This is a genomic window from Streptomyces sp. DH41 (assembly GCF_029813785.1).
Lineage (GTDB): Bacteria > Actinomycetota > Actinomycetes > Streptomycetales > Streptomycetaceae > Streptomyces.
In genome coordinates this window covers 141,587-166,515 of sequence record NZ_JARVKY010000014.1, presented here as the reverse complement: position 1 = coordinate 166,515, position 24,929 = coordinate 141,587, and the positions used below count along the sequence as shown (strand labels likewise).

Genomic DNA, 24,929 nt, shown 5'->3' with positions numbered 1-24,929 from the left:
GCCGTGGTGCGCGGCCCCGCCTCAGCTCTGGTTGAAGAAACCGTCGGAACGGTGCGCGGCCGGCTCGCCGCTGATGACCTGGGTGTCGGCCGGGCTCAGCAGGAACACCCGGGTGGACACCCGCTCGATCGAACCGCGCAGGCCGAAGATCAGCCCGGCCGCGAAGTCGACCACGCGCTTGGCGTCGGAGCCCTCCATGGCCGTCAGGTTCACGATGACCGGGACGCCGTCCCGGAACAGTTCGCCGATGGCACGTGCGTCCCGGAAGCTATCCGGGGTGACCGTGGCGATGCGGCGGCCCTTCTCCTCGGCCACGTCCGTGGCCACCCTCACCCGCGGGTCCGTGACCCAGGCGTCCTGGGACGGGGACTCGGGGCCCTCGGTGTAGTCGTCGTCGTAGTAACGCTCGTCATCGTTGTCGTCGACGAGGCCGAGCCACGCACTCGCCTTGCGTACCGATCCCATGGACGCCTCCTCTCACAGCGGTCTTTCGTGCTTCCGCATCCCTATGGTCATCCATGATGCGGACGTCGCGCCAAGTGGATGGACGCCGCCCGGGGGGTTTGTGACGGTACTGGTGCACAGCGGATCCGTCGAGAGTCCTTGTGTCCCAAGGGTTGTTTCCCAAACGGATGCTGACTGTGAGTGAAATATGATTCTTCCCGGCGGACGGGTGAGGGAGGGTGCGTACGGGTGAACGCGACGATCGATACGATGCCGCAGCTCAGCGTCGTACGAGACACGGGGGAATGTCGTGTTCGGAATCGTCAGGCCTTGCAGGCACCGGCTCGGAGAGAGCCTCACGAGCCAGTGGATGGCGCATTTGTGCGGGTTGTGCCTCGCGCTGCGCAAGGACCACGGACAGTTCGCGCGGATCGTGACGAACTATGACGGGCTGCTCATATCGGTTTTGACGGAGGCTCAGGCCGGCCGCGGCGGCACGGGCGCCGGGCGGCGCAAGGCCGGGCCGTGCCCACTGCGCGGAATGCGCACCGCGTCCGTCGCGCACGGTGAGGGCGCCCGGCTCGCGGCGGCCGTCTCCCTGGTGCTGGCCTCCGCCAAGGTGCGCGACCACGTCGCCGACGGGGACGGGATGCTGGCCCGGCGGCCGGTGGCCCTGGCCGCCCGCCGGATCGCCACGGGCTGGGACGCCGCCGGCGCCCGCGGCGGTGGCGCCGTCGGGTTCGACACCGCCGTACTGGTCGACGCCGTGGACCGGCAGGGTGGCATCGAGGCGCTCGCCGGGCCCGGCACGCCCCTGCTCACCGTCACCGAGCCGACCGAGACCGCGACCGCCGCCGCGTTCGCGCACACCGCGCGTCTCGCCGGGCGGCCGGAGAACGCCGAGCCGCTCGCCGAGGCCGGGCGCCTCTTCGGCCGGCTCGCCCACCTCCTCGACGCCGTGGAGGACAAGGAGGCTGACGCCGCGTCGGGCGCCTGGAACCCGCTCACCGCCACGGGGACCTCGCTCACGGAGGCCCGGCGGCTGGCCGACGGCGCCGTGCACGGGGTGCGGCTCGCACTGCGCGAGGTCGCCTGGGGGTCCGGGGTCTCCCCGGGAGGGCACGGCGGGGATGGCCGGCTGGTGCACCGGTTGCTCGTGCACGAGCTGGGCACCTCCGTCGACCGCGCGTTCGGCACCGTCTCCTGTGCTCACGGCAGCCATCCCTACGCCCCGCCCGGCACCCCGGGCGCTCCGGGCGGCCCCGGTGCGCCGGTGCCACCGGAGCCGCCCCGCCGCGACCGGCGCGGGCTGCTCGCGGGGTGCGCCGTGTGGCTGGGGCTGGCCTGTACGTGCCAGATGTGCTGCGGCACCTACCACGACCCCTGGAGCGGGGAGCGCAAGGAGGGGACATGCGCCAACTGCGACTGCGGTGGGTGCGGTGACTGCTGCAGCTGCTGCGAGTGCTGCGGCAACTGCGGGGGCGAGGACGGCTGCTGCGACGGCTGCGGCTGCGACTGCAGCTGCTGAGGTGTCCGGCATGCGAGGGTTGCCCCCATGACGACAGACGCATCCGACGAGTGGAAGCGGTGGCACGAGCAGCGCATCGCGACGGTGTCGGCGCCCTACGGGCCGCTCGCGCTGACCGGAACCCACTGGCTGGAGGACTATCCGGACGGGCAACTTCCGGACATCCCCGGGAGTTGGACGGCGGCCGGCGACGCGGTGCTGCTGACGGCCACCGGGGCGGACCGGCTCACCGTGGACGGGCGGCCCCTCGACGGCGAGGTACGGCTCACGGCCGACCCGGGACCGGCGAACGCGGCCCGGGTGGCCTGCGGCGAGCGACGGATCGTCGTCCTGCTGCGCGAGGGCGCCTGGGGCGTGCGCGACTTCGACCCGGCCGCCGGGGCACGCCGTGCGTTCCGGGGCATCGCGGCCACGCCCTACGATCCGCGCTGGTCGGTGCCGGGGCGTTTCACCCCTTACGGCACCGGGCCGCGCAGCGTGCGGGTGCCCAACGCGGACGGGCGGGAACGCGGGCTCGGCCTCGGCGGTGAGCTGGCCTTCACCCTGGACGGACGGCACCGCACGCTTCAGGTGGGCGTCGAGGCGGACGGCTCGCTGTGGGCCGTCTTCGCCGACGCCACCAGCGGGAGCACCAGTTACCGCTTCCGGTTCCTGCGCCCGGCCGCGCCGGACGCCGAGGGCCGTACGGTGGTCGACTTCAACCGCGCGCTGCTGCCGCCGTGCGCGTTCGCCGACCATTTCGTCTGCCCCTTCCCGCCCCCGGGGAACACCCTGGACGCCCGGATCGAGGCGGGGGAGCGCGAACTGCGCTGAGGTCCGCCGGGGGTTGGTGAAAGTCGTTCAAAGATTGACGGCCGAAAGGCACTCTTGCGCCGACCGGTCGTTCGGCCGAATACTCCAACCTCAGCGCTTGTCAGGGTCACGACGCATCCCGAACCCGGACGTCCATCCCTGGCTGCGCCTCACGGGCCCCACCCCACAAGAGGGCCCCCGACTTCCTTTGTGGAGGAACGAAAAGTGAGGATCAAGCGCACCACCCCCCGCAGCGGCATCACGAGACGGACCCGGCTGATCGCCGTTTCCTCCGGCCTCGTCGCCGCGGCCGCGATCGCGATCCCCAGCGCGAACGCGGCACCCACCCCGGCCACCTTCACCGCCGCCGAACTGGGCAGTGCCAGCGGCGCGGTACTCAAGGCCGACGTCCCGGGCACCGCCTGGGCCGTCGACAGCAAGAGCGGCCGGGTGCTTCTCACGGTCGACAGCACGGTCTCCCAGGCCGAGATCGCGAAGATCAAGGAGCAGGCCGGCGACAAGGCCGGCGCGCTCACGATCAAGCGCACTCCCGGCACGTTCAACAAGCTCATCCAGGGCGGTGACGCCATCTACTCGAACAGCGGGCGGTGCTCCCTCGGCTTCAACGTCCGCAGCAGCAGCGGCACCCAGTACTTCCTGACCGCCGGTCACTGCACCGACGGCGCGGGCACCTGGTACTCGAACTCCGGGCGCACCTCGGTCATCGGCTCGACGGCCGGCTCCAGCTTCCCGGGCAACGACTACGGCATCGTGCGGTACTCGGGGTCGGTCAGCAGGCCCGGCACCGCGAACGGCGTGGACATCACCCGCGCGGCCACCCCGAGCGTGGGCACCACCGTCCTGCGTGACGGTTCCACCACCGGCACGCACAGCGGCCGGGTCACCGCCCTGAACGCCACCGTCAACTACGGCGGCGGCGACGTCGTCGGCGGGCTGATCCAGACCACTGTCTGCGCCGAGCCCGGCGACTCCGGTGGCTCGCTCTACGGCAGCAACGGCACCGCGTACGGTCTGACCTCCGGCGGCAGCGGCAACTGCTCCTCCGGCGGTACGACGTTCTTCCAGCCGGTCACGGAGGCCCTGAACGCCTACGGTGTCAGCGTCTACTGAGCGTCCGTCCACCGAAGCGCAGCCAGCGGCACGACGAGCCCCCGCACACCGACCGGTGTGCGGGGGCTCCCCCTTGCCCGGGCCCGGGCAAGGGTCCGGGTGCCGTCACCGCCGCCACCACCGCGTGTAGACGCACATATGAAGGACGGTACGCAAGAGGCGGTTTTCAGACAGGGCTGGACCTGGTCGACCGGTCGCCGGTTACTCGCCCGTAGCGTTTGCTGGAGTGTTCGCTCCGCGAATCCTGCTGGAAGCGACATGAATGGTGAAGGACGTGTGTACGCACTGAAGTTGTCGTGCGCACGTCCTGAAGTCGACCTTGTGTGCCCCCTGTGGGCTTGGAAGAGTTAGCGCTCGTCAACCAGCCTTCCGGCCCGTGAGGTCCCCACAACTTCCCGGGCCGACCCCCCACAGGAGGACGTGAGTTGAAGCACCGACGCATACCCAGGCGGCGTGCCGCGGTAGTAGGTGCGGGAATCACCGCACTGGTCGCCGCGGGAGTCACCTTCCAGACTGCGAACGCCAGCGAGGCCCCGCAGGCCACCGCACCCGAGACCCTCTCGGTCACGGCGGCCGGAAAGCTCGCCTCCACGCTGCTCGGCGACCTCGGCACCGACGCGGCGGGCACGTACTACGACGCGCAGGCGAAGAGCCTCGTGGTCAACGTGCTCGACGAGGACGCCGCGCAGACCGTCGAGGAGGCCGGCGCCGAGGCGAGAGTCGTCGAGCACTCGCTCGCCGAGCTGAAGAGCGCGCGCGCCACCCTCACCGAGGACGCCACCATCCCGGGCACCTCCTGGGCGACCGACCCGACCACCAACAAGGTCGTCGTCACCGCCGACCGCACGGTCTCCGAGGCCGAGTGGGCCAAGCTGACCAAGGTGGTCGACGGGCTGGGCGCCAAGGCCGAGCTCAAGCGGACCAAGGGTGAGTACAAGCCCTTCGTCGCGGGCGGCGACGCCATCACCGGAAACGGCGGCCGCTGCTCCCTCGGCTTCAACGTGACCAAGGGCGGCGAGCCGTACTTCATCACCGCCGGTCACTGCACCGAGGGCATCACGAGCTGGTCGGACTCCTCCGGGAACGTGATCGGCGAGAACGAGGTGTCCAGCTTCCCGGACAACGACTACGGCCTGGTCAAGTACACCGCCGAGGTCGACCACCCGAGCGAGGTCAACCTGTACGACGGCTCCTCGCAGGCCATCTCGGGTGCCACCGACGCCACCGTCGGCATGGAGGTGACCCGCAGCGGCTCCACCACCCAGGTGCACTCCGGCACGGTCACCGGCCTGGACGCCACCGTGAACTACGGCAGCGGCGACATCGTCAACGGCCTGATCCAGACCGACGTCTGCGCCGAGCCCGGCGACAGCGGCGGCTCGCTCTTCTCGGGCGACCAGGCGGTCGGCCTCACCTCCGGCGGCAGCGGCGACTGCACCTCGGGCGGCGAGACCTTCTTCCAGCCGGTGACGGAGGCCCTGTCGGCCACCGGTACGCAGATCGGCTGAGCGCACACACACCGCAGGCAGAAGTCCCGTCCCGCGCGCGAGGGGCGGGACTTCCGCGTGCGTACGGCGCGGGGTGTCCGGGGTGCGTACGGCGCGGGGACTTCCGCGTGCGTACGGCGCGGGGACTTCCGCGTGCGTACGGAGGATCAGCCGGCCCGGGTGGGCAGTTCCGCCTCCTGCCGCCTGAGGCGCAGCACGGACGCCAGCACCGTGATCACGGTCCCCGCGACCGCCCACGCCCACAGCGCCAGCAGGGAGACGGTCGTGTCGTTGCCCTTGAAGTAGGCGATCGAGCGGGCCGCCCAGGTGCCCGCGCCCGGCGGCAGCCACGGGCCGATCTCCTTCCAGAACGGCGGCAGCATCGGCAGCGGGAAGGCGCCGCCCGCGCTCGGGTTGCCCGCGACCACCACCAGCAGGATCGCCAGCCCGATGCCGACGATCCCGAAGACGCCCTGAAGGGCGAGCGTGGCGGCGCCCACCGCGAAGGTGATCAGCGCGCCGAGCCCCCACAGGTCCACCACGCTGCCGGGCAGCGCGCCGAGGATCGGCCCGACGATCACCGCGCCGCCAAGTCCGCCGGCGATCGACACCAGGGCCATCACGATCAGCCGGATCGCCGCGCGGTGCGGGTTGGCCGGCCGGGCGCCGGTGCTGATCGCCAGGATGGAGGCGCACAGATAGCCGCCGACGCACCAGCCCACGACCAGGTAGAACGACGACAGCCCGTCGAAGTCGTGGGGTGAGGCCGGGGCCACGTCGACGGTCCGTACCGTGCGGCCCTGGCCCCGCTCCACCTTGGTGACGAGGCTCTCCAGGGTGGTGGCGAGGACGGTGCCGCCGCCGGAGGCGACCAGCAGGGTGTCGGTGGGGCCGGAGGGGTCGAGGACCAGGGCGCCGTCGATCTCCCGGTCCTCGATCTGCTGCCGGGCGCTCGCCGCGTCGGTCACCGCGCGCGGATCCAGTGGTGACCCGGGCAGCCGCTCCAGCCTGCTCACCGTCTGCTCGGCCGCCGCCGGGGGCGCGACCACCCCGAAGGGCACGTCCTTCGGCTTCGGGTCGTGCAGCGCGCCCACGTAGGAGGCGATGAACAGCAGCTGGAGCGCGATCACGCCGAGCACGAGCAGGGTGGCCCGCGGGGTGACGGCGTCCTTCACCTCGTCGCGGAAGGAGACGCTCCGGGTGCCGGTGCCTGGGGTGTGCGACATGTCCCCACGGTCCGGGTCGGAGGGTGTTCGCGCAGGTGGGGCGGGTCCGAACGGATGTCGTACACGTATTCGAAAATTGGTCTATGGTGGGGGTGAGGTAGTTGGGAACAGACGTTCGATAAGGCGTCGGTTCATGAGTTCGGGAGGTGCGTGTGCCGGGTTTCACGCATCTGCGCACCGTCTCCGGGTTCTCCGCCCGCTACGGCGCCTCCCACCCGGAGCGGCTGGCCGAGCGCGCCGCCGAGCGGGGCATGGACGCCCTCGCCCTCACCGACCGCGACACCCTCGCGGGCACGGTCCGCTTCGCCAAGGCCTGCGCGAAGGCGGGCATCCGTCCGCTGTTCGGCGCCGAGCTGGCGGTGGCCGCCCCCGAGCCCGAAGCGGACCGCACCGAGACCTCCGTGCGCCGGGACCGGCGCCGCGCCCCCGTGCGCGGCGGCGCCTTCGTCGACGAGTCGGCCCCCCGGGTGACCTTCCTCGCCCGGGACGGCGCCCGCGGCTGGGCGGACCTGTGCCGCCTCGTCTCCGCCGCCCACACGGCGACGGGCACCCCCCTGCTGCCCTGGGCCGACAACCGCGCCGACGGCCTGACCGTCCTGCTCGGCCCCGACTCCGACGTCGGCCGGGCCCTCACCGCAGGCCGCCCCGACCGCGCGGCCCGGCTCCTCGCCCCCTGGCGGGAGGTCTACGGCGACGCCCTGCGCCTGGAGGCCGTCTGGCACGGCCGCGAAGGGACCGGCCCCGGCTCCCTGCGCCTGGCCGCCCGTACCGTCGGCTTCGCCGCCGAGCAGGGCGTCCGGCCGGTGATCGGCAACGCCGTCCGCTACGCCGACCCCGGCCAGGGCCAGGTCGCCGACGTACTGGACGCCGCCCGCCGCCTCGTCCCCATCGGCGCCACCGAGGAGCTGGACTCCGGTGAGGCCTGGCTCAAGGACGCGGACGCCATGCGGCACGCCGCCGAGCGCGTCGTGGAGGCCGCGGGCTTCCGTCGCGAGGTGGCCCACCGCCTGCTGGAGCAGACCCGGGCGACGGCCGCCGAGTGCCTGGTCGACCCCGAGGACGACCTCGGCATGGGCGCCGTCCACTTCCCCGAACCGCACCTCGTGGGCGCCGGCCGCCGCACCGCCCAGCGCGCGCTCGCCTCCCGGGCGGCGGCGGGCATGGTGCGGCGCGGCTACGACCGCTCACCCGGCGCGCGGCACTACTGGGAGCGGATGCACCACGAGCTGGACATCATCGCCCACCACGGCTTCGCCTCGTACTTCCTCACCGTCGCCCAAGTGGTGGACGACGTACGGGACATGGGCATCCGGGTCGCGGCGCGCGGCTCCGGCGCGGGTTCGCTCGTCAACCACCTCCTCGGCATCGCGCACGCCGACCCGGTCGAGCACGGGCTGCTGATGGAGCGCTTCCTGTCCAGGGAGCGGGTGGTGCTGCCCGACATCGACATCGATGTGGAGTCCGCGCGCCGCCTGGAGGTCTACCGCGCGATCATCGGCCGCTTCGGCACCGAGCGGGTCGCCACGGTCGCCATGCCGGAGACGTACCGGGTGCGCCACGCCATCCGTGACGTCGGCGCCGCCCTGTCCATGGACCCGGCCGAGATCGACCGCCTCGCCAAGTCCTTCCCGCACATCCGCGCCCGCGACGCCCGCGCGGCTCTCGAGGAGCTGCCCGAGCTGAGGGAGCTGGCGGGGGAGAAGGAGAGGTACGGGAAGCTGTGGGAGCTGGTGGAGGGCCTCGACGCCCTCCCGCGCGGCGTCGCCATGCACCCCTGCGGAGTGCTCCTCTCCGACGCCTCCCTGCTCTCCCGTACGCCGGTCATGCCGACCAGCGGCGAGGGCTTCCCCATGGCGCAGTTCGACAAGGATGACGTCGAGGACCTCGGGCTGCTCAAGCTGGACGTGCTCGGCGTGCGGATGCAGTCGGCGATGGCGCACGCGGTCGCCGAGGTGAAGCGGGCGTCGGGCACCGAGGTCGACCTGGACGCGGTGCCGGACGGTGATCCGGAGACGTACCGGATGATCCGCTCCGCCGAGACGCTGGGCTGCTTCCAGATCGAGTCGCCGGGGCAGCGGGACCTGGTCGGCAGGCTCCAGCCGGCGACCTTCCACGATCTCGTCGTCGACATCTCGCTCTTCCGGCCCGGTCCGGTCGCCGCCGACATGGTGCGGCCGTTCATCGAGGCCCGGCACGGGCGGGCGCCGGTGCGCTATCCGCACGACGATCTGTCGGAGCCCCTGAAGGACACGTACGGAGTCGTCGTCTTCCACGAGCAGATCATCGACATCGTGGACATCATGACCGGCTGCGGGCGCGGCGAGGCGGACCGGGTGCGGCGCGGACTGTCCGACCCTCAGGCGCAGGGGCGGATCAAGGTGTGGTTCGCGCAGCACGCGACGGCGAACGGATATGACGCGGAAACGATTCAGCGGACCTGGGAGATCGTCGAGGCCTTCGGCAGTTACGGCTTCTGCAAGGCGCACGCCGTCGCCTTCGCCGTGCCCACCTACCAGTCGGCGTGGCTGAAGGCGCACCACCCGGCCGCCTTCTACGCGGGCCTGCTCACCCACGACCCCGGCATGTATCCCAAGCGGCTGCTGCTGGCGGACGCGCGGCGGCGCGGGGTGCCGATCCTGCCGTTGGACGTGAACAAGTCGGGGGTCGCACACAGGATCGAACTGGTGTCTGAATCGCGAGTGTGGGGGCTCCGGTTGGCCCTCTGCGACGTGCACGGCATCAGCGAGGCGGAGGCGGAGCGGATCGCCGGGGGGCAGCCGTACGCCTCCCTGCTCGACTTCTGGGAACGGGCCCGCCCCAGCAGGCCGCTGGCCGGGCGGCTCGCCCAGGTCGGCGCGCTGGACGCGTTCGGCGCCAACCGCCGCGACCTGCAACTGCACCTGACCGAGCTGCACCGCGGCGCCCGGGCCGGACGCGGCGACCAGCTCCCCCTGTCCGGCGGACGGAGGACCGCCCCGGCCGGGCTGCCCGACCTCACCTCGGCGGAGAAACTCAGCGCCGAACTGGGCGTGCTCTCCATGGACGCCTCGCGCAACCTGATGGACGACCACCGCACCTTCCTGAACGAGCTGGGCGTCATGTCGGCCAAGAGGCTGCGCGACGCCCGGCACGGGGAGACGGTGCTGGTCGCGGGCGCCAAGGCGGCCACCCAGACGCCCCCGATCCGCTCCGGCCGCCGGGTCATCTTCTCCACCCTGGACGACGGCACCGGCCTGGTCGACCTCGCCTTCTTCGACGACTCCCACGACGCCTGCGCGCACACCGTCTTCCACTCCTGGCTGCTGCTGGTACGCGGGGTGGTGCAGCGGCGCGGGCCGCGCAGCCTCAGCGTGGTCGGCTCCGCCGTCTGGAACCTCGCGGACCTGCTGGAGGTGCGCCGGGAGGAGGGGCTGGAGGGCGTCGCGGCCCTGCTGGCCGGAACGGCCGAAACGGGCGGAACGTCCGAAGCGGGCGGAACCCGGGGCGACGGTTCCGGCGACGGCCCGGCGCGCCGCCGCCTCGCCGGTTCGGACGGGCAGCCGGCGCCGACGGGTTCCGCGGCCCAGGACCCGATGGAACAGCGGCGCATCCGCATGTCCACGGGGTACGAGATGCACCCATGGGCCGACCTGCGCCCCGCGGGCGAAGGGCCCGCGGTGGGAAGGAAGTTGTGGCACCAGAGTCCGGGGAGTGCGGGATGACCATTCTCTGCGTACGTTTCCAGCTGCCGCCGATGTACGAGGCGGCCCTGCCCCAGCTGCTGGGGCTGCTGGAGGAGTTCACGCCGGTCGTCGAGGCGTTGCCGCCGGACGGGGCGCTGGCCGACCTGCGCGGCGCCGAGCGGTACTTCGGGCGCGACGCCGTGGAACTGGCCTCGGTGATCCGCGTCCGCGCCCTCGCGCTGTACGGCGTCGACTGCGTGACCGGCGCCGGACCGGGCCCGATGCTGGCCCGCATGGCCCTGCGGGACGCCCGGCCCGGGCTGACCCGCGCGGTACCCGAGGGCGGGGAGCGGGAGTTCCTCGCCAAGAAGCCCGTCGCCGCACTGCCCGGCGTCGGCACCGCGACCGCCCGCACCCTGTGCGAGTACGGTCTCGACACCCTCGGCCGGGTCGCCGCCGCACCCCTGTCCACGCTCCAGCGGCTGGTCGGCGCCAAGGCGGGCCGCGAACTGCGCGAGAAGGCGGGGGGCGTCGACCGCGGCCGGGTCGTACCCAACGGCGTCTCACGGTCCCTGGCCACCGAACGCCCCTTCACCCGCGACGAACTCGACCCCGGCCGGCACCGCCGCGCCCTGCTCTCGGCCGCCGGGGAACTGGGCTCCCGGCTGCGCGCCGTGGACAAGGTCTGCCGCACCCTCACCCTCACCGTGCGCTACGCCGACCGCTCCGCGACGACCCGAAGCCGCACCCTGAAGGAGCCGACCGCGCACTCGGCGGCGCTGACCCGGACCGCGTACGACATGTACGAGGCGCTCGGCCTCCAGCGTGCCCGGGTCCGCTCGGTCGCTCTGCGCGCCGAGGGCCTCGCCCCCGCCGAGCAGGCCTCCCACCAGCTCACCTTCGACCCCGTGGACGAGAAGGTCCGCCGAATCGAGGAGGTCGCGGACCGCGCGCGGGCGAAGTTCGGGCCGAGGGCGGTGATGCCGGGGTCACTGGCGGCGTGAGACCCCCGCGGGTCAGTTGGCCCACGGGGGAGTGAGCCGGGTGCCGTCGGCCAGCTCCGCCTGAAGGCCGATGGACGTGGTGACCCAGGAGGTGGCGGTCCGGTCGGTCGGATTCTCCACGGCGAGGGTCGCCCCCGGATTGATGATCACCGTGTCGCCCGCGGTGACGCGCTCGGTGCGGCCGTCGAGGGTGATCAGCAGTTCGCCGGTGAGCAGGTGGAAGATCTCCTCCCGGTCGACGCTGTGCGCGGGCGCCTTCGTGCCCGCCGGGATCTCGCCCCGCCAGGCGCACAGCTCCTTGCTGCCGGTGCGGGGAGTGGCGTACGAGACGAAACGGGCGCCGTGGATCTCGTGGGTGACGGCTTCGGACGAGCGGACGACGGGCATGGCGGACTCCTGCCGGTGTATTGGTCAACCAACTTGACTACTTTGCCGGTCCTTATGGTCAAGCTGCTTGACCAATACGTCAAGGGTGTTTCAATGCCCCGTGCAGAATTCCGACGCCATGGCCCTGTCCACCGCCCTGCTTGCCGCCGCCGGAGAGCTCACGCAGCGCATCCACGAGGGTGTCGTCGCCCGCGGCTTCGAAGGAGTACGGCCCGCGCACGGCTTCGCCTTCGTCCGGCTGGCCCCGGACGGTGCGACGGTCACCGACCTCGCCACGCACCTCGGGATGACCAAGCAGGCAGCCAGCCAGCTCGTCGACGAGCTGGTCCGCAGGGGGTACGTCGAACGCCGGCCGCACCCCGCCGACGCGCGGGCCCGGCTGGTCGTACTGACCGAGTCGGGGTGGGCCTGCACGCGGGCCGCGGAGGAGGCGGCGGCGGAGGCCGTGCGCGCGTGGGTCGACGTGCTGGGCGAGAGCGAGGTCCGCGCGCTGCGTGACCGACTGCTGCGTGTGGCGCCCGGCGGGCGGATACGACCCGCCTGGTGACCTCCCGTCACCCGACGTCATCGACAGGCGGGCGCCCGGGCACGCCGAACGGGGTCTGTCCGGCCTGAGCCGCCGGACAGACCCCGCTTTCCCCCGCGTCGTGGGTCAGCCGCTGTGCCGGCCACCGGTCGTCGCCCGCCGGCGCACCGACGCGAACAGGACGGCCGCGCCGACCGCCAGAGCGGCGGCGCCCCCGACGGCGATGTAGGGCGTGGTGCTGTCCCCGCCGGTCTCGGCGAGGTTCTCGGTGCCCGCGCCGGCGGCCTTGACCTGGTTGGGCTCGCCGGAACCGGCGGCCTCGGCGGCGGTGTCCGCGGCCGCGTCCGGCGCCTCCTCGGGGGCGGCCGCATCCGTCGGGTCCGTCGTCGTCTCGGCGTCCTGGTCGCCGTGGCCGTTGTGCTCGATCGTCGACTTGTCGGCCGCGGCCGCGATCTGCTCCTCGGACGGGGCGGAGGCCTCGGGGGCCGGGGCGGCACCGTCCGCGGTGTCCCCGCTCACCGCGTCCCCACTCGCCGTGTCGCCGCCCGTCGCCCCGCCGTCGGTGCCGCCGAAGGAGATGTCGGAGCAGGAGTAGAACGCCTCCGGGCTGTCCGAGCGCTGCCACACCGCGTACAGCAGGTGCTTGCCGGAGCGCTCGGGAAGCGTGCCGGAGAAGGTGTAGAAACCACCCGAGGCGGCCGGGTCGGTGACCGTCGCCACCGGGGCGGACAGGTCCAGGTCGCCCCAGCCCAGCGGCCCCGCAGGGTCGTAACCCGGCTTGGTGATGTACACCTTGAAGGTGCCCTTGTGCGGGGCCGTCACGCGGTACTTGAAGGTGTACGAGCCGCTGCTCACGCTGGTCGCGGGCCAGTCGGCGCGGGCCAGGTCCATGCCCTTGAAGGCCGGGTCGTTGGCGCTGCACAGCTTGCCGTCCGGGATCAGCTCCTGGTGCTTGCCGGCGGCGTTGCCGATGCGGATGCCGTTCCAGTCGTAGAGCGCCTGGGTGCCGCCGGCCGCGACCGCCGCCTTGCACGCGTCGGACTTCGGGCTCTCGGGGCCCTCGGCGTGGCACTGCGACACCCGGCTGACCGGGTCGCCCATCGAACCGTGGGCGACCGCGGGGGCGGCGGCCAGCGTGGTCAGGGCGAGCGGGGCGAGGCCGGCGACGGCGACGGCGACGGCCTTGCGGGGCGCGGACGGTGCGGGCATGGGGAACTCCTCGAACGGTCACTGGGAACGTGGGGCTTGCGCGGGCTCGGGCCCGGAACCCGTGGGGGTGATCAGCAAGCTAGCCCCCGGAAACCGCGAAATCGCCTGTCGGCGAGGGGAGATGGAGATCCTTATGGTCGCGTTAAGGGAGTGCTCAGGCTGCGCTGAGGTAGTTACCGTTCGCGGTATGGCACAAGAGCGGGAAGAGTGGGAAGAGCGGATCCGGCAGGCGGTCACCGCCGACGTGCCCGCGGTGAGGGCCGTCACCGACGCCGCCTACCGCCCCTACGTCGAGCGCATCGGGGTGGTACCGCAGCCCATGGAGGCGGATCACGCGGCGGACGTGGCCGCGGGGAAGGTGTTCGTCACGGAAGCCCCGGGCGGGCCCGTGGTGGGCGTCGCGGGCCTCGTGGTCCTGGAGGCGTTCGCGGACCATCTCTTCCTCGACAGCGTCGCCGTCCACCCCGACGCGCACGGCAGGGGCGTGGGACGGCGGCTGCTGCGCTTCGTGGACGCACGCGCGCGTGCCCTGGGCCTGCCCGAGGTCAGGCTCTACACCAACGCGATGATGTGGGAGAACCAGGACCTCTACCCGAGGTACGGGTACGAGGTCGTGGAACGCCGCGTGGACGGGCCCTACGACCGCGTCCACTACCGTAAGCGGCTGCTCAGAGGCGTCTCATGAGACGACCGGGCCCCTCAGCTGTCCGGCCACCACGTGCGCGCGATGTCCTTGCGGACCTCCGGGCGCCCCGCGGGACGCTCGTCGGTCTCCTCACGGACTCGGCGGGCGTCGGTCTTCTTCAGGGGCTTCTGCACGGTCAGACGGCGCATGGCTGCCTCCTTACGGATCCACCGGGTTCCGCGTTCTCACGGAGGTAGACCCATTCCCCGAGACTTACTCATCGATGCGTGACTGTCAGTGGCGGTTGTCACGATCCGGCGTCCCGACCCCGTTGTCAGTGGCGGGTGTCACTCTTGGCGGCATGGCGAACGACAGTGACGAGACGACCGCGCCGGGTATCGACTGGGACGCGGAGGCCGCGGCGTTCGACGACGAACCGGACCACGGTCTGCGCGACGCCGACGTGCGCCGGGCCTGGGCCGCACGCCTGGAATCCTGGCTGCCCGCGCGGGCCGGCGACGTCCTCGACCTGGGCTGCGGCACCGGCAGTCTGTCACTCCTCGCGTCCGAGCAGGGGCATCGCGTCACCGGCGTCGACCGGTCCCCGGCCATGGTGGAGCTGGCCAGGGCCAAACTCGCCGGTCGTGACGCGGTGTTTCTCACCGGTGACGCCGCGGCACCTCCGGTGGGTGAGCGGCGCTTCGACGCCGTGCTGGTCCGGCACGTGCTGTGGACGCTGCCCGACCCCGGCCGGGTCCTCGGACACTGGCGGGAGTTGCTGCGTCCCGGAGGGCGGCTGGTCCTGGTCGAGGGCGTGTGGGGGACCGTCGCGCCGGCCGGCATACCCGCCGGCCGGCTCACCGCCCTCCTAGCCCCGCTCGCCGGTCAGGTGCGCGTGGAGCGGCTGTCGGACGACCCGTCGCTGTGGGGGAGGGAAGTGGCCGACGAGCGGTACGCGGTCGTCGCGACGACCGAGTGAGCCGGGTCCCGGCCCCGCGCTATTCCAGCAGGTCCGTGAAGCCGTCCCCGCGGGCCAGCCGTTCCAGCTCGTCCAACGCGGCCGCGGCGGCCGCGGCGGCCGCGGGATCCCGCTCGGCCAGACCGCTCTCGGCGAACTCGTCCTCGTCCAGCCGCCGTACGTCCGTGCCGTCCGCGGAGCGCCACAGGTCCAGGTCGAGATCCTCCACGACCAGTTCCGTGCCGGTCAGCACGGCGGGGCGGGTGATGTCGCAGTACCAGCCCTTCAGCACGCCCGTGCCGGTGCGCACCTCCTTCACGGCGTACCACCTGTCGCGCCAGTAGTACTCGGTGAAGACGTCGCCCGCCTCGAACCGGACGAAGCCGAAGTCGCGGACGCAGGCACCGGCCCAGGGGGCACGGACGGCGAGGCGGGTGCCGTCGTCGTGCAGCAGCCCGCTCGCGTACCGGATCTTCGTACGGCCCGCCTTGACCAGGACGACGTCCACGACGTCCGTCCCGCCCGTCGTCTCAGCCGAGTTCGCGGACATGACGCACCTCCGTGGCGCAGACCTCGTACCCGAGCCACTTGTTGATGGCGAGCATCGGACCGTTGTCGGTGTCGTTGCCGGTGAGCGCCTCCGTGAATCCGGCGGCGCGGGCCCGGTGCAGGGAATCGGTCTTGGTGAGCTTGGCCAGACCCCGGCCGCGGTGGGCGCGGACGGTGCCCGTCATGGCGGTCGAGTAGCGGGTGCCGTCGGTGTAGGCGACGCTGAAGGCGACGGGGCGGCCGTCGACGACCGCGACCGAGGTCAGTTCACGGTCGAGCAGCGGATGCCGCCAGGTCTCCGCGAGCCAGGCCTCGTAGTCCGTGAACTCGACGTCGATGTCGCCCGGTTCGTCCGCCAGCGTCTCCGCGTCCAGCTCGAACATCGGGCGGGGATCGTCGGCGAAGTCGGCGGCGGTGCGCAGTTCGACGCCCGGGGGAAGGGGCGGCAGGGGCGGGAGCGTGCCGTTCGCCAGGTCGAGGCGGAGGAAGTGGGCGGAGCGCCGCCGCCGGTAACCGTGCCGTTCGGCGAAGGCCAGGTCGGCGGGCCCGTCCAGCGCCCAGGCGAACAGCTTCGTCGCCCCCTCGGTGGTCAGGTACTCCTCGGCCGTACGCACCAGCAGCCCGCCGGCACCGCGCCGGAGCCTGTCCGGGTGAACGTAGACGTTGAGGAACGCCTGGCCGGGTTCGGGGCTGTCGTGGACCAGTCCGATCTGTGCCGTGCCGATCGTCTCCCCGTCCTCCTCCGCGACGAGGGACCGGCTCCGGGCGTCCGGGTGGGTGTGGACGAGGCGGTGGACGACGGCCTCGGGCGTCCACAGGATGAACGGCAGGGCGGCGTGGCGGACATGGGTGAAGGCCGCGACGTCGGCCGGGTCGTCGAGACGCAGATCGCGCACAAGAACGGTCATGTGGGCGCACGCTACGGCGGGCGGGCGGTCGGATGCCTCTCATTTTCCGGGGGATGCGGGACAATCGCCGCGTGACCTTGAAGATCCATATCGACGACGGTGCCCCGCCCTACGAGCAGGTGCGCGCGCAGATCTCCGAACAGGCGCGGTCGGGGGCGCTGCCGGTCGGGTACCGGCTGCCGACCGTGCGCGGGCTGGCCGAGTCCCTGGGGCTCGCCGCGAACACGGTCGCCAAGGCGTACCGGGCGCTGGAGGGGGACGGGGTGATCGAGACGCGGGGGCGCAACGGAACGTTCGTCGCGGCCGCGGGCTCGGCGGCGGAGCGGGAGTTGGCGTCCGCCGCACAGGAGTACGCCTCGCGGGCGCGGCGGCTCGGGGGTACGGAGTCGGATGCGCTGGGCGCGGTGCGGGATGCCCTGCGGGCGGCCTACGGGGATTGAGCGCCGTTTCGCCGGGGGCCCGCGCTCGGCCGGGGGCGCGTCGCGGCTCGTCGCGCCCGCGCCGCGAAGCCGCACCCTGTCTCAGCCCCGTGCCCCCCGGGGTGTGCGGGTGACCGTCAGCCGCGCGGCTCGCGCCAGCCCGGCGAACGTCGTCGCGTCCCGGACGGCCGCCGCGTCCGGGTCGTTGTTGAAGTACGCGAAGACGTCGTGGTCGTCCGGCCAGGTTGACCCGACGCGGTCGATCCACGTCGTCAGCGACCGGCGTCCGTAGCGCGGCCACGGCGCGGCACGCCCCTGGTGGAAGCGGACGTAGCCCCAGTCCGTGGTGCGCCACAGCGGGGCGACCGGGCGGGCCCGGACGTCGGCCCAGCACAGGGCCGCGCCCCGGGACTCGAGGACCCCGCGCACCTCGGGCGTCCACCAGGATGCGTGCCGGGGTTCCACCGCGACCCGGGTGCCGGGCGGGAAGCGGGCGAGGCAGGCGTCCAGGAGGCCCGCGTCGCCCCGCAGCGTCGGCGGCAGTTGCAGCAGGACCGGGCCGAGGCGGTCGCCCAGGCCCGCCGCGCGGGTCATCAGGCGGTCGACCGGCTCCTCGGGGTCCCGCAGGCGCTTGATGTGGGTGAGATAGCGGCTCGCCTTGACCGCGACCACGAAGTCCGCCGGGACCCGATCGCGCCACGCCTCGAACGTCTCGCGCGTGGGCAGCCGGTAGAACGCGTTGTTGATCTCGACCGTCGCGAAACCGGCCGCGTACCGCTCCAGCCACAGCCGCACGGGCAGGCCGGGCGGGTACAGGACGCCCCGCCAGTCCCGGTACTGCCAGCCCGACGTGCCGACGAAAAGGGTCACACCCCCATCAAACACCCGACCGTCCCCGCTACAGGTAGAGGCCGGCCTCCGCCCCGGCCCGCGGCTCCGGCAGCGCGGTGGGCGAGGTACCCCGGCGCAGCGCGTACAGCTCCGCCAGCGTGGCGCCCTCCCGGCCCACTCCCTCCTCGGTGCCCAGCCAGTCCACCGCCTCCCGGCGGGTCAGCGGGCCGACCTCGATGCGGGCCAGGCAGCGGCCGGGACGGACGACGGCGGGGTGGAGGCGCTCCAGGTCCTCGTTGGTGGTCACCCCCACCAGCACGTTGCGGCCCTGGCCGAGCAGCCCGTCGGTCAGGTTCAGCAGCCGCGAGAGCGCCTGGCCGGCGGTGTGCTTGGCCTCGCCGCGGATCAGCTCGTCGCAGTCCTCCAGCAACAGCAGCCGCCAGCGGCCCTTGCCCGCCGAGTCCTCCTCGCCGATGGCGATGTCCATCAGGTAGCCGACGTCGGAGAAGAGCCGCTCCGGGTCCAGCACGCAGTCCACCTGGCACCAGTCCCGCCAGGACCGGGCGAGCGTGCGCAGCGCCGACGTCTTGCCGGTGCCGGGCGGCCCGTGCAGGAGCAGCAGCCGGCCCGCGATGTCCTCGGGGGTCGTCTTCATCAGGCCGTCCATCGCGTCCGCGACCGGCGCCGTGTAGTTGGCTCGGACCTCGTCCCAGGTGCCCGCGGAGATCTGCCGGGTGGTGCGGTGCGGGCCGCGGCGCGGGGAGACGTACCAGAAGCCCATCGTGACGTTCTCCGGCTGCGGCTCGGGCTCGTCCGCCGCGCCGTCCGTCGCGTCGGCGAGCACCTTCTCGGCCAGGTCGGCGCTGGTCGCCGTCACCGTGACGTCGGCGCCCCGGTTCCAGCGCGAGATCAGCAGCGTCCAGCCGTCGCCCTCCGCGAGCGTCGCGCTGCGGTCGTCGTCGCGGGCGAGCCGCAGCACGCGGGCGCCGGGCGGCAGCAGTGTCGCCCCGGACCGCACGCGGTCGATGTTCGCCGCGTGCGCGAAGGGCTGCTCGCCCGTCGCGAAACGGCCGAGGAACAGCGCGTCGACGACATCGGACGGGGAGTCGCTGTCGTCGACGTTGAGCCGGATCGGCAGGGTGTCGTGCGGGTTCACGGACATGCCGCCATGATCCGGCACCCGGCTGCCGCGTGCACCCGGTTTCCCGGGCGCACCCGGCGCACCCGGCCCACTCGGCACGGGGCGGCCGGGGCGGCCGGGGGCCGGCGGTTCAGGCACCGGTCCCCAGTACCCGCCCCCGCACCTGCCGGGCCCTGCGCAGTACGGCGTATCCCTTGGTGAGAGCCCGGTCCCGGGCGAAGGTACGGGCGATCGCGCGGCCCTCGACGAGCCGGGCGAACTCGTCGGGCCCCGTACTCCTGCGCACGGTGACCCGCCGCAGGGCGTACGGCCCCTGGACGCGGCGAGCCAGGCCGTTGCCGACGGCGAGCGCCTGCGCGTACCCCGTCTCGCGCACCGCCCGCCGCACCCGGCGGTCGGAGTACCCGTAGGGATAGGCGAACGAGGCCGGTACGGTGCCCACTTGGTCGGCGACGATCTCCTTGCAGTGGATCAGCTCGTACCGCAGCCGCTCCTCGGCGAGCTGGTCGAGCTGCGGGTGGGTGTGGCTGTGCCCGCCGATCTCCACGCCGGCGGAGGCCAGTTCGCGGACCTGGTCCCAGTCGAGCATGGTGTCCAGGGCGCCCCCGGTGTCGTACGGGCCGCGCAGCCAGCCGGTCGAGACGAACAGGGTGGCCGGAAAGCCGTGCCGCGCGAGGGCGGGCAGGGCATGCCGGTGCACGCCCTCGTAGCCGTCGTCGAAGGTGATGAGGACGGGTCGCTTCGGCAGGGGGCGTCCGGAGCGCCAGGCGGCGGCCAGTTCCGCCGTGCCGATCGGGGTGAGGCCCCGGTCGGCGATCGCCGCCATCTGCTCGGCGAACGCCTCCGGAGTCACCGACAGGTCGCGGGTCGCCTCGTTGGGTTCGGCCGCGACCGCGTGGTACATGAGGGCCGGCACGCGCGCGTCGGCCTCGTCCGCCTCAGCCACGCGCGCCCCCCTCGATGGGCGCCACGGAGAAGGCGGCCCCGCCCCGCCGTGCCCGCAGGCTCCCCACCACGTAGCCGCCCGCCGCCGTGAGCACCCCGGCGACGATCGCGCCCGCCCGGCCCGCGCCGCCCGGCCGGGCCAGTACGGCGTCCCGCAGCCCGCGCACCACGCCGGCCGGCAGGACGCGGGTGGCGTACCGGCGTTCGGACTCCAGGCCCTTGTCCGCGCCGACGCTGCGCGCCACCAGGGCCTTGGACAGGCCCTCGGCGTAGGCGCGGGTACGGAAGTAGCCGAAGTGCTCGCGCGCCTTCGGCACCCGGTGGTGGATCACCGCGCGGTCGTCGATCAGCAGTACGGCGTCGGGCCGGGCGCGGGAGAGCCGGATGCACAGCTCGGTCTCCTCGCAGCCCAGCGGACGCTTGTCACCGTCGCGCCCGATACCGGTGGCGAAGCCGCCCGCCGCGTCGAACGCCTCGCGCCGGAAGGACGCGTTGCCGCCCAGCACGTTGCGCACCCGGACCCGGCCGGGCGGCAGGCCCCGGTACGTGCAGCCCACCACCCAGTCGAACTCCTCCGGGAACCAGTCGGGCCGGCGTCCGGACGCCCAGACCGGCACCGTGCGCCCGCCGACGGCGACGACCGCCGGGTCGGCGTACCCCTCGGCGAAGTGCCGCAGCCAGTCGCGTTCGGCCACGGCGTCGTCGTCGAGGAAGGCGATCACCTCCCCGCGCGAGGCGGCGATGCCGGTGTTGCGGCCGGCGGACAGGCCGCGGGGGCCCGCGTTGGCGAGCACCCGCACCTCCCGCGTCTCCTTGTACTCCTTCAGCAGCCGGTCCCTCAGCGCCTGGTTGTGGTCGACGACCAGCAGCGTCTCCCGGGCCGGGTGGGACTGCCCCCGCACCGAGGAGACCGCCGCGAGGATGTCCTCCCAGCGGTCCTCGGTGTAGACGCAGATCACGACGGAGATCGTGAGCGCGGCGTCGGAACCGCTCAAGACGCCTTCCTCCGGACCGGGACGGCCGGGACGGCCGGGACGACCGGGCCCGCCGGACCGACCGGTCCCACGGGGCCGACCGAGGCCAGCGTCGGCGCGTGCGTACGGCTGCGCAGCGCCCGCCGGTTGGAACGCTCGTCGAGGATCACTCTGAGCACCCGCAGCCCGTCCCGTACGGCGCGCAGGTTGCTGACGCCGTGGATGCGCAGGTACTCGTGGCTGGGTATCTCCTGGACCTTCAGACCGGCCTTGACGACCCGGATGTTCATCAGGGTCTCGACCTCGAAGCCGGTGCAGTCGAGGTCGATCTTGTCCAGGCAGTGCCGCCAGAAGGCGTTGTAGCCGTAGCACAGGTCGGTGTAGCGGGCGCCGAACTTCCGGTTGACCACCGCGCACAGGGCGCGGTTGCCGAGCTTGCGGATGAAGGTCATGTCGTCGGTGCCGCCGCCGTTGGCGAAGCGCGAGCCCTTGGCGAAGTCCGCGCCCGAGACGAGGGCGGAGACGTACGACACGATCTCCTGGCCGTCGGCCGAGCCGTCGGCGTCGACCATCACGATGATGTCCCCGGTGCACGCCTCGAAGCCGGTGATCAGCGCGTCACCCTTGCCCTTGCCGCGCTGCTCGACGACCTTGACGTCCGGCCACAGCTCCCGGGCGACCTCGACGGTGTCGTCGGTGGAGTTGCCGTCCACCAGGACCACCTCGTGGACCCAGTCGGGCAGTGTCTTGAAGACGTAGGGAAGGTTCTCCGCCTCGTTCATGGCGGGTATCACCACGCTCACCGGCGGTGCTATCGCCAGGTGCGAGGAGACGGGCCGGTACTTCCCGGCGGGTGTCGGATCGGAAGACGGCTCGCGCGACGGCTCGTTGCCCGTCGACGCCGGCTGCAGGACTGAGCTCATGAGTCTGGTCCCTCTCGTCCGGCGGACCGCCCGCCCCAGGGGCGGTCCGGCTCTGTATCCGGTTCGAAAGGGGGGTTATCACCCACGGCGCGACGGCATGGATCTCCGTGCGTGTCAGGTGAGCTGGCGAAGCCTGCCGGCGCCGGAAAGAAACGGCGACCGACTGCGCGGCACGGCCCGGTCACCGGTGCGGTCACCGAGCACGGCACCCCCCTACCGCGCGTCCCGCCCCGGTCCGCCGCGGCCTCGAGCCCTCCCCTGGGCCGCTTGCCGACGTACCGATGCGGAAGATGTATGACGGTATTGACGATTGAACCCGTATGGCAAGACCTGGAGCCAGGTCTCACGTTTTTGTTGGTTTGCCGTCATCCGTTCTTCTTGTGGGGTGTTGTCGCGCGGTGTGGGTCCCCCGGACCGTTCCGCTTTGCCCCCCGAAGCCCAAGATGCCGGGCCTCAATGTGACGCAGCTCGCCGGAGAGCGTCAAGACCGCACCGGCCTTCCCGCTGACTTTCGTCCGATATTGAATGACTGTCAGCCAATCTTTGGCATGGACACTTCCAGTCAACGCGCGTAGCTGCTACCACGGTTGTGGCAGAGATTCTGCTAAGGGAGGTTCCATGAGACGTTTCCGACTTGTCGGCTTCCTGAGTTCAGTCCTCCTCGCCGCCGGCGCCGCCCTCACCGGGGCCGCGACCGCTCAGGCGGCCCAACCCACCGCGGCCGAGGGCTATGTGGCGCTCGGCGACTCCTACTCCTCCGGGGTCGGAGCGGGCGGCTACATCAGCTCCAGCGGCGACTGCAAGCGCAGCACCAAGTCCCACCCGTACCTGTGGGCGGCAGCCCATTCACCCTCGACGTTCGACTTCACCGCCTGCTCCGGCGCCCGTACGGGTGATGTTCTCGCCGGACAGCTCGGCCCGCTCAGCTCCGCCACCGGCCTGGTCTCGATCAGTGTCGGCGGCAACGACGCCGGCTTCGCCGACGTCATGATGACGTGTGTGCTCCAGTCCGAGAGCTCCTGCCTTTCGCGGATCGCCACCGCGAGGGCGTACGTCGACTCGACGCTGCCCGGCAACCTCGACAACGTCTACTCGGCGATCCGCAGCAAGGCGCCCAGTGCCCACGTCGTCGTCATCGGCTACCCGCGCTTCTACCAGCTCGGGACCTCCTGCATCGGCCTCTCCGAGGCCAAGCGGAAGGCGATCAACGACGCTTCCGACCACCTCAACACCGCCATCGCCAAGCGCGCCGCCGACCACGGCTTCACCTTCGGCGACGTACGAGCACCCTTCACCGGCCACGAGATCTGCTCCGGCAGTTCCTGGCTGCACAGCGTGAACTGGCTGAACATCGGCGAGTCGTACCACCCGACCGCGGCCGGCCAGTCCGGCGGCTACCTGCCGGTCCTCGACAGCGCCGCCTGACCGGAAACGGAAGGAGAAGGAGAAGAGGAAGGGGAGGCCCCGCCCGTCGGGGTCTCCGTCCCCGTCTCCGTCCCCGCCTCACAGGTCATGGAGAACGCCACCGAGTTCGACGTGGCCTCCACCGGCGTCCGCACCTCCACGCGGACGGCGCTCTCGAACGTGCCGCTGCCGGCGTTCGTCGTCACGACGACCGAATCCTGCCGCGAGCGGTCACCGTCCGCGGGAAAGGACAGCGTCTTCCAGCCCGGGTCGGAGACCGACCCGTCCTCCGTCACCCAGCGGTAGCCGACCCGCGCGGGCAGCCGCCCCACCGTGAACGTCGCCGTGAAGGCGGGCGCCCGGGCGTGCGGGGGCGGACAGGTTCCCGAGTAGCCGGTGTGCGAGCCCGCCACGGAGACCCTCACCGACTGCGGGGGAGGGCTGCTTGCCGATCTGGAGCTGTGGGAAGAGGCCGACCGGCTCGGCTCCTCGCCGTGCTCGGTCCGGCTCGGCGCGGCCGAACTCGCCCCGGGGTCCGTGCTCCCGCCCGAACCCGCCGTGCCGCCACCGCCGTCCGAACGGTCCAGCAGCGCGTACGTCAGTCCGGCCAGCGCCAGTGCGAGCACCGCCGACCCCAGGACCAGAGCGAACCGCGCACGCCGGTCCCGGCCCGCGGACGCCGAGGGCGAGGGGGCCGACGCGGACGTGGCAGCCGTCGCCGGACCGGGCACCGGGGGAGTCGGCGAGGCCCCCGGCTCGGCAGGGGCCGCGACCGACGGGGCGTACGCACCCGGCGGCACCGTGTCCGCGCGCGGTGCGCCTCCCCCGGGGGCGCCCCCGGCAGCCACGAGCCGCAGCTCCCGCTCCGCCCGCTCGGCGGGGAGCCGCTCGGCCGGGTCCTTGCGCAGCAGGCCCTCGACGACGGGCGTGAGCGCACCCGCTCGGTGCGGCGGCGGCAATTCCTCGTCGACGACGGCCCGCAGTGTGCTCAGCGGGGTGTCCTGGCGGAAGGGGGAGGCGCCCTCGACCGCCGTGTACAGCAGCACGCCCAGCGACCAGAGGTCGGACTCGGGGCCGGGCGTGCGGCCCAGCGCCCGCTCCGGGGCGAGGAACTCGGGCGAACCGATGACCTCGCCGGTCATGGTCAGCGCCGAACTTCCCTCGACCCTGGCGATCCCGAAGTCGGTGAGCACCACACGGCCGTCGTTCCCCAGCAGCACGTTGGCCGGCTTCACGTCCCGGTGCAGCACCCCCGCCCCGTGCGCGGCCCGCAGCGCGGCCAGCACCTCGGCACCGATCCGCGCGGCACGCGGCGGCTCCAGCGGGCCCTCGCCCTCCAGCAGGTCGGCCAGCGACAGCCCGCGGACCAGCTCCATCACGATCCAGGGCCGGCCGCCGTCGGTGGCCACGTCGTACACCGTGACCACGTTGTGGTGGGAGATCCGGGCGGCGGCCCACGCCTCGCGCTCCAGCCGCGCGTACATCCGCCGCACGTCGGCCTCCGGCAACCCGGCCGGCGCGCGCACCTCCTTGACGGCGACCTCGCGGTGCAGCACCTCGTCGCGAGCGCGCCACACCGTGCCCATGCCGCCCTCGCCGAGCGGGGCCAGGAGACGGTAGCGGCCGGCGACCACGCGCTCCCCGCCCGGTTCCTCGGACACCGGCGCCCCCTACGGCCTCTCACGCGGACATGCCCCGGGAACGGGCCCGTACTTCTCCCGTATTCCTCCCAAAAGTAGCTCAGCCGAGGGCGGATGCGACCCCCTGAGCAGAGCCGGGATCCGGTTCCGCGACCACCACGTGCCCGTCCGCTTCGCGTTGTGCGCCCGCTGATCCGTAACTCCTCCCGAGTACGC

The 24,929-nt window shown here is 72.8% G+C and carries 24 protein-coding genes; 11 read left to right on the top strand and 13 right to left on the bottom strand.

The features are described 5' to 3' along the window. Positions 1–21: 21 nt before the first annotated feature. The gene (locus QC283_RS22980) at positions 22–465 is read right to left on the bottom strand and encodes a cell division protein SepF (protein WP_279563515.1); all 444 of its coding nucleotides are present in this window, start codon (positions 463–465) and stop codon (positions 22–24) included. Positions 466–754: 289 nt separating this feature from the next. On the opposite strand from QC283_RS22980, the gene QC283_RS22975 reads away from it, so the two are divergent. The 4 genes from QC283_RS22975 to QC283_RS22960 all read left to right on the top strand — a co-directional run bounded on the left by QC283_RS22975 (position 755) and on the right by QC283_RS22960 (position 5,403). Beyond that, the gene (locus QC283_RS22975) at positions 755–1,972 is read left to right on the top strand and encodes a DUF5685 family protein (RefSeq protein ID WP_279563514.1); all 1,218 of its coding nucleotides are present in this window, start codon (positions 755–757) and stop codon (positions 1,970–1,972) included. A gap of 27 nt (positions 1,973–1,999) precedes the next feature. Next, positions 2,000–2,785 (top strand): DUF1684 domain-containing protein, encoded by a 786-nt coding sequence (locus tag QC283_RS22970; RefSeq protein ID WP_279563513.1) that lies wholly within the window; start codon positions 2,000–2,002, stop codon positions 2,783–2,785. A 204-nt stretch (positions 2,786–2,989) separates the two neighbouring features. Then, the gene (locus QC283_RS22965) at positions 2,990–3,895 is read left to right on the top strand and encodes a S1 family peptidase (RefSeq protein WP_279563512.1); all 906 of its coding nucleotides are present in this window, start codon (positions 2,990–2,992) and stop codon (positions 3,893–3,895) included. Between the two features lie 425 nt (positions 3,896–4,320). Further along, the gene (locus QC283_RS22960; protein ID WP_279563511.1) at positions 4,321–5,403 is read left to right on the top strand and encodes a S1 family peptidase; all 1,083 of its coding nucleotides are present in this window, start codon (positions 4,321–4,323) and stop codon (positions 5,401–5,403) included. A 146-nt stretch (positions 5,404–5,549) separates the two neighbouring features. Here the strand turns inward: QC283_RS22960 and QC283_RS22955 are convergent, their stop codons facing one another. Further along, a complete protein-coding gene (locus QC283_RS22955; RefSeq protein WP_279563510.1) occupies positions 5,550–6,608 on the bottom strand; it encodes a DUF3533 domain-containing protein in 1,059 nt (352 codons plus the stop codon). Between the two features lie 152 nt (positions 6,609–6,760). Here QC283_RS22955 and QC283_RS22950 point away from each other — a divergent pair, with 152 nt between their 5' ends. Together QC283_RS22950 and QC283_RS22945 are read left to right on the top strand one after the other, a co-directional pair. Then, on the top strand, positions 6,761–10,309 hold the full coding sequence (locus tag QC283_RS22950) for a DNA polymerase III subunit alpha (RefSeq protein WP_279563509.1): 3,549 nt from the start codon (positions 6,761–6,763) through the stop codon (positions 10,307–10,309). Next, positions 10,306–11,274 carry a DNA polymerase Y family protein gene (locus tag QC283_RS22945; protein WP_279563508.1) on the top strand — a complete coding sequence of 323 codons (969 nt, stop codon included), beginning with the start codon at positions 10,306–10,308 and terminating at the stop codon, positions 11,272–11,274. Before QC283_RS22950 ends, QC283_RS22945 begins: the two co-directional genes overlap by 4 nt. Positions 11,275–11,286: 12 nt before the next feature. Here QC283_RS22945 and QC283_RS22940 read toward each other — a convergent pair whose 3' ends face one another. After that, positions 11,287–11,661: a cupin domain-containing protein gene (locus QC283_RS22940; RefSeq protein WP_279563507.1), complete on the bottom strand. Its 375-nt coding sequence runs from the start codon at positions 11,659–11,661 to the stop codon at positions 11,287–11,289. A gap of 100 nt (positions 11,662–11,761) precedes the next feature. Between QC283_RS22940 and QC283_RS22935 the strand changes: the two genes are divergently transcribed. Then, the gene (locus QC283_RS22935) at positions 11,762–12,208 is read left to right on the top strand and encodes a MarR family winged helix-turn-helix transcriptional regulator (RefSeq protein ID WP_279563506.1); all 447 of its coding nucleotides are present in this window, start codon (positions 11,762–11,764) and stop codon (positions 12,206–12,208) included. A gap of 105 nt (positions 12,209–12,313) precedes the next feature. On the opposite strand, the gene QC283_RS22930 is transcribed toward QC283_RS22935, so the two are convergent. After that, positions 12,314–13,396 (bottom strand): lytic polysaccharide monooxygenase auxiliary activity family 9 protein, encoded by a 1,083-nt coding sequence (locus QC283_RS22930; RefSeq protein WP_279563505.1) that lies wholly within the window; start codon positions 13,394–13,396, stop codon positions 12,314–12,316. Positions 13,397–13,583: 187 nt separating this feature from the next. Between QC283_RS22930 and QC283_RS22925 the strand changes: the two genes are divergently transcribed. Then, entirely contained in the window at positions 13,584–14,081 is a 498-nt protein-coding gene (locus QC283_RS22925) for a GNAT family N-acetyltransferase (protein WP_279563504.1), read from the top strand. Between the two features lie 14 nt (positions 14,082–14,095). On the opposite strand, the gene QC283_RS22920 is transcribed toward QC283_RS22925, so the two are convergent. Continuing rightward, positions 14,096–14,230, bottom strand: coding sequence for a hypothetical protein (locus QC283_RS22920; RefSeq protein WP_279563503.1), 135 nt, complete (start codon positions 14,228–14,230; stop codon positions 14,096–14,098). Between the two features lie 152 nt (positions 14,231–14,382). Between QC283_RS22920 and QC283_RS22915 the strand changes: the two genes are divergently transcribed. Next, entirely contained in the window at positions 14,383–15,000 is a 618-nt protein-coding gene (locus QC283_RS22915) for a class I SAM-dependent methyltransferase (protein WP_279563502.1), read from the top strand. Between the two features lie 19 nt (positions 15,001–15,019). Here the strand turns inward: QC283_RS22915 and QC283_RS22910 are convergent, their stop codons facing one another. Next, positions 15,020–15,529 carry a DUF402 domain-containing protein gene (locus QC283_RS22910; protein ID WP_279563501.1) on the bottom strand — a complete coding sequence of 170 codons (510 nt, stop codon included), beginning with the start codon at positions 15,527–15,529 and terminating at the stop codon, positions 15,020–15,022. Beyond that, positions 15,510–16,436, bottom strand: coding sequence for a GNAT family N-acetyltransferase (locus QC283_RS22905; protein ID WP_279563500.1), 927 nt, complete (start codon positions 16,434–16,436; stop codon positions 15,510–15,512). Before QC283_RS22905 ends, QC283_RS22910 begins: the two co-directional genes overlap by 20 nt. A gap of 71 nt (positions 16,437–16,507) precedes the next feature. Between QC283_RS22905 and QC283_RS22900 the strand changes: the two genes are divergently transcribed. Further along, positions 16,508–16,876, top strand: coding sequence for a GntR family transcriptional regulator (locus QC283_RS22900; RefSeq protein WP_279563499.1), 369 nt, complete (start codon positions 16,508–16,510; stop codon positions 16,874–16,876). An 81-nt stretch (positions 16,877–16,957) separates the two neighbouring features. On the opposite strand, the gene QC283_RS22895 is transcribed toward QC283_RS22900, so the two are convergent. The 5 genes from QC283_RS22895 to QC283_RS22875 all read right to left on the bottom strand — a co-directional run bounded on the left by QC283_RS22895 (position 16,958) and on the right by QC283_RS22875 (position 21,669). Further along, entirely contained in the window at positions 16,958–17,725 is a 768-nt protein-coding gene (locus QC283_RS22895; protein WP_279563498.1) for a DUF72 domain-containing protein, read from the bottom strand. Between the two features lie 28 nt (positions 17,726–17,753). Beyond that, on the bottom strand, positions 17,754–18,848 hold the full coding sequence (locus tag QC283_RS22890; RefSeq protein WP_279563497.1) for a DUF5925 domain-containing protein: 1,095 nt from the start codon (positions 18,846–18,848) through the stop codon (positions 17,754–17,756). A gap of 109 nt (positions 18,849–18,957) precedes the next feature. Then, the gene (locus QC283_RS22885; protein ID WP_279563561.1) at positions 18,958–19,731 is read right to left on the bottom strand and encodes a polysaccharide deacetylase family protein; all 774 of its coding nucleotides are present in this window, start codon (positions 19,729–19,731) and stop codon (positions 18,958–18,960) included. A 34-nt stretch (positions 19,732–19,765) separates the two neighbouring features. Then, positions 19,766–20,767: a glycosyltransferase family 2 protein gene (locus QC283_RS22880; protein WP_279563496.1), complete on the bottom strand. Its 1,002-nt coding sequence runs from the start codon at positions 20,765–20,767 to the stop codon at positions 19,766–19,768. After that, entirely contained in the window at positions 20,764–21,669 is a 906-nt protein-coding gene (locus QC283_RS22875; protein WP_279563495.1) for a glycosyltransferase family 2 protein, read from the bottom strand. The genes QC283_RS22880 and QC283_RS22875 overlap by 4 nt, the downstream gene beginning before the upstream one ends. Positions 21,670–22,287: 618 nt before the next feature. Between QC283_RS22875 and QC283_RS22870 the strand changes: the two genes are divergently transcribed. Further along, the gene (locus QC283_RS22870; protein WP_279563494.1) at positions 22,288–23,094 is read left to right on the top strand and encodes an SGNH/GDSL hydrolase family protein; all 807 of its coding nucleotides are present in this window, start codon (positions 22,288–22,290) and stop codon (positions 23,092–23,094) included. Here the strand turns inward: QC283_RS22870 and QC283_RS22865 are convergent. Next, positions 23,064–24,734: a serine/threonine-protein kinase gene (locus tag QC283_RS22865; RefSeq protein WP_279563493.1), complete on the bottom strand. Its 1,671-nt coding sequence runs from the start codon at positions 24,732–24,734 to the stop codon at positions 23,064–23,066. The genes QC283_RS22870 and QC283_RS22865 overlap by 31 nt on opposite strands. Positions 24,735–24,929 lie beyond the last annotated feature (195 nt).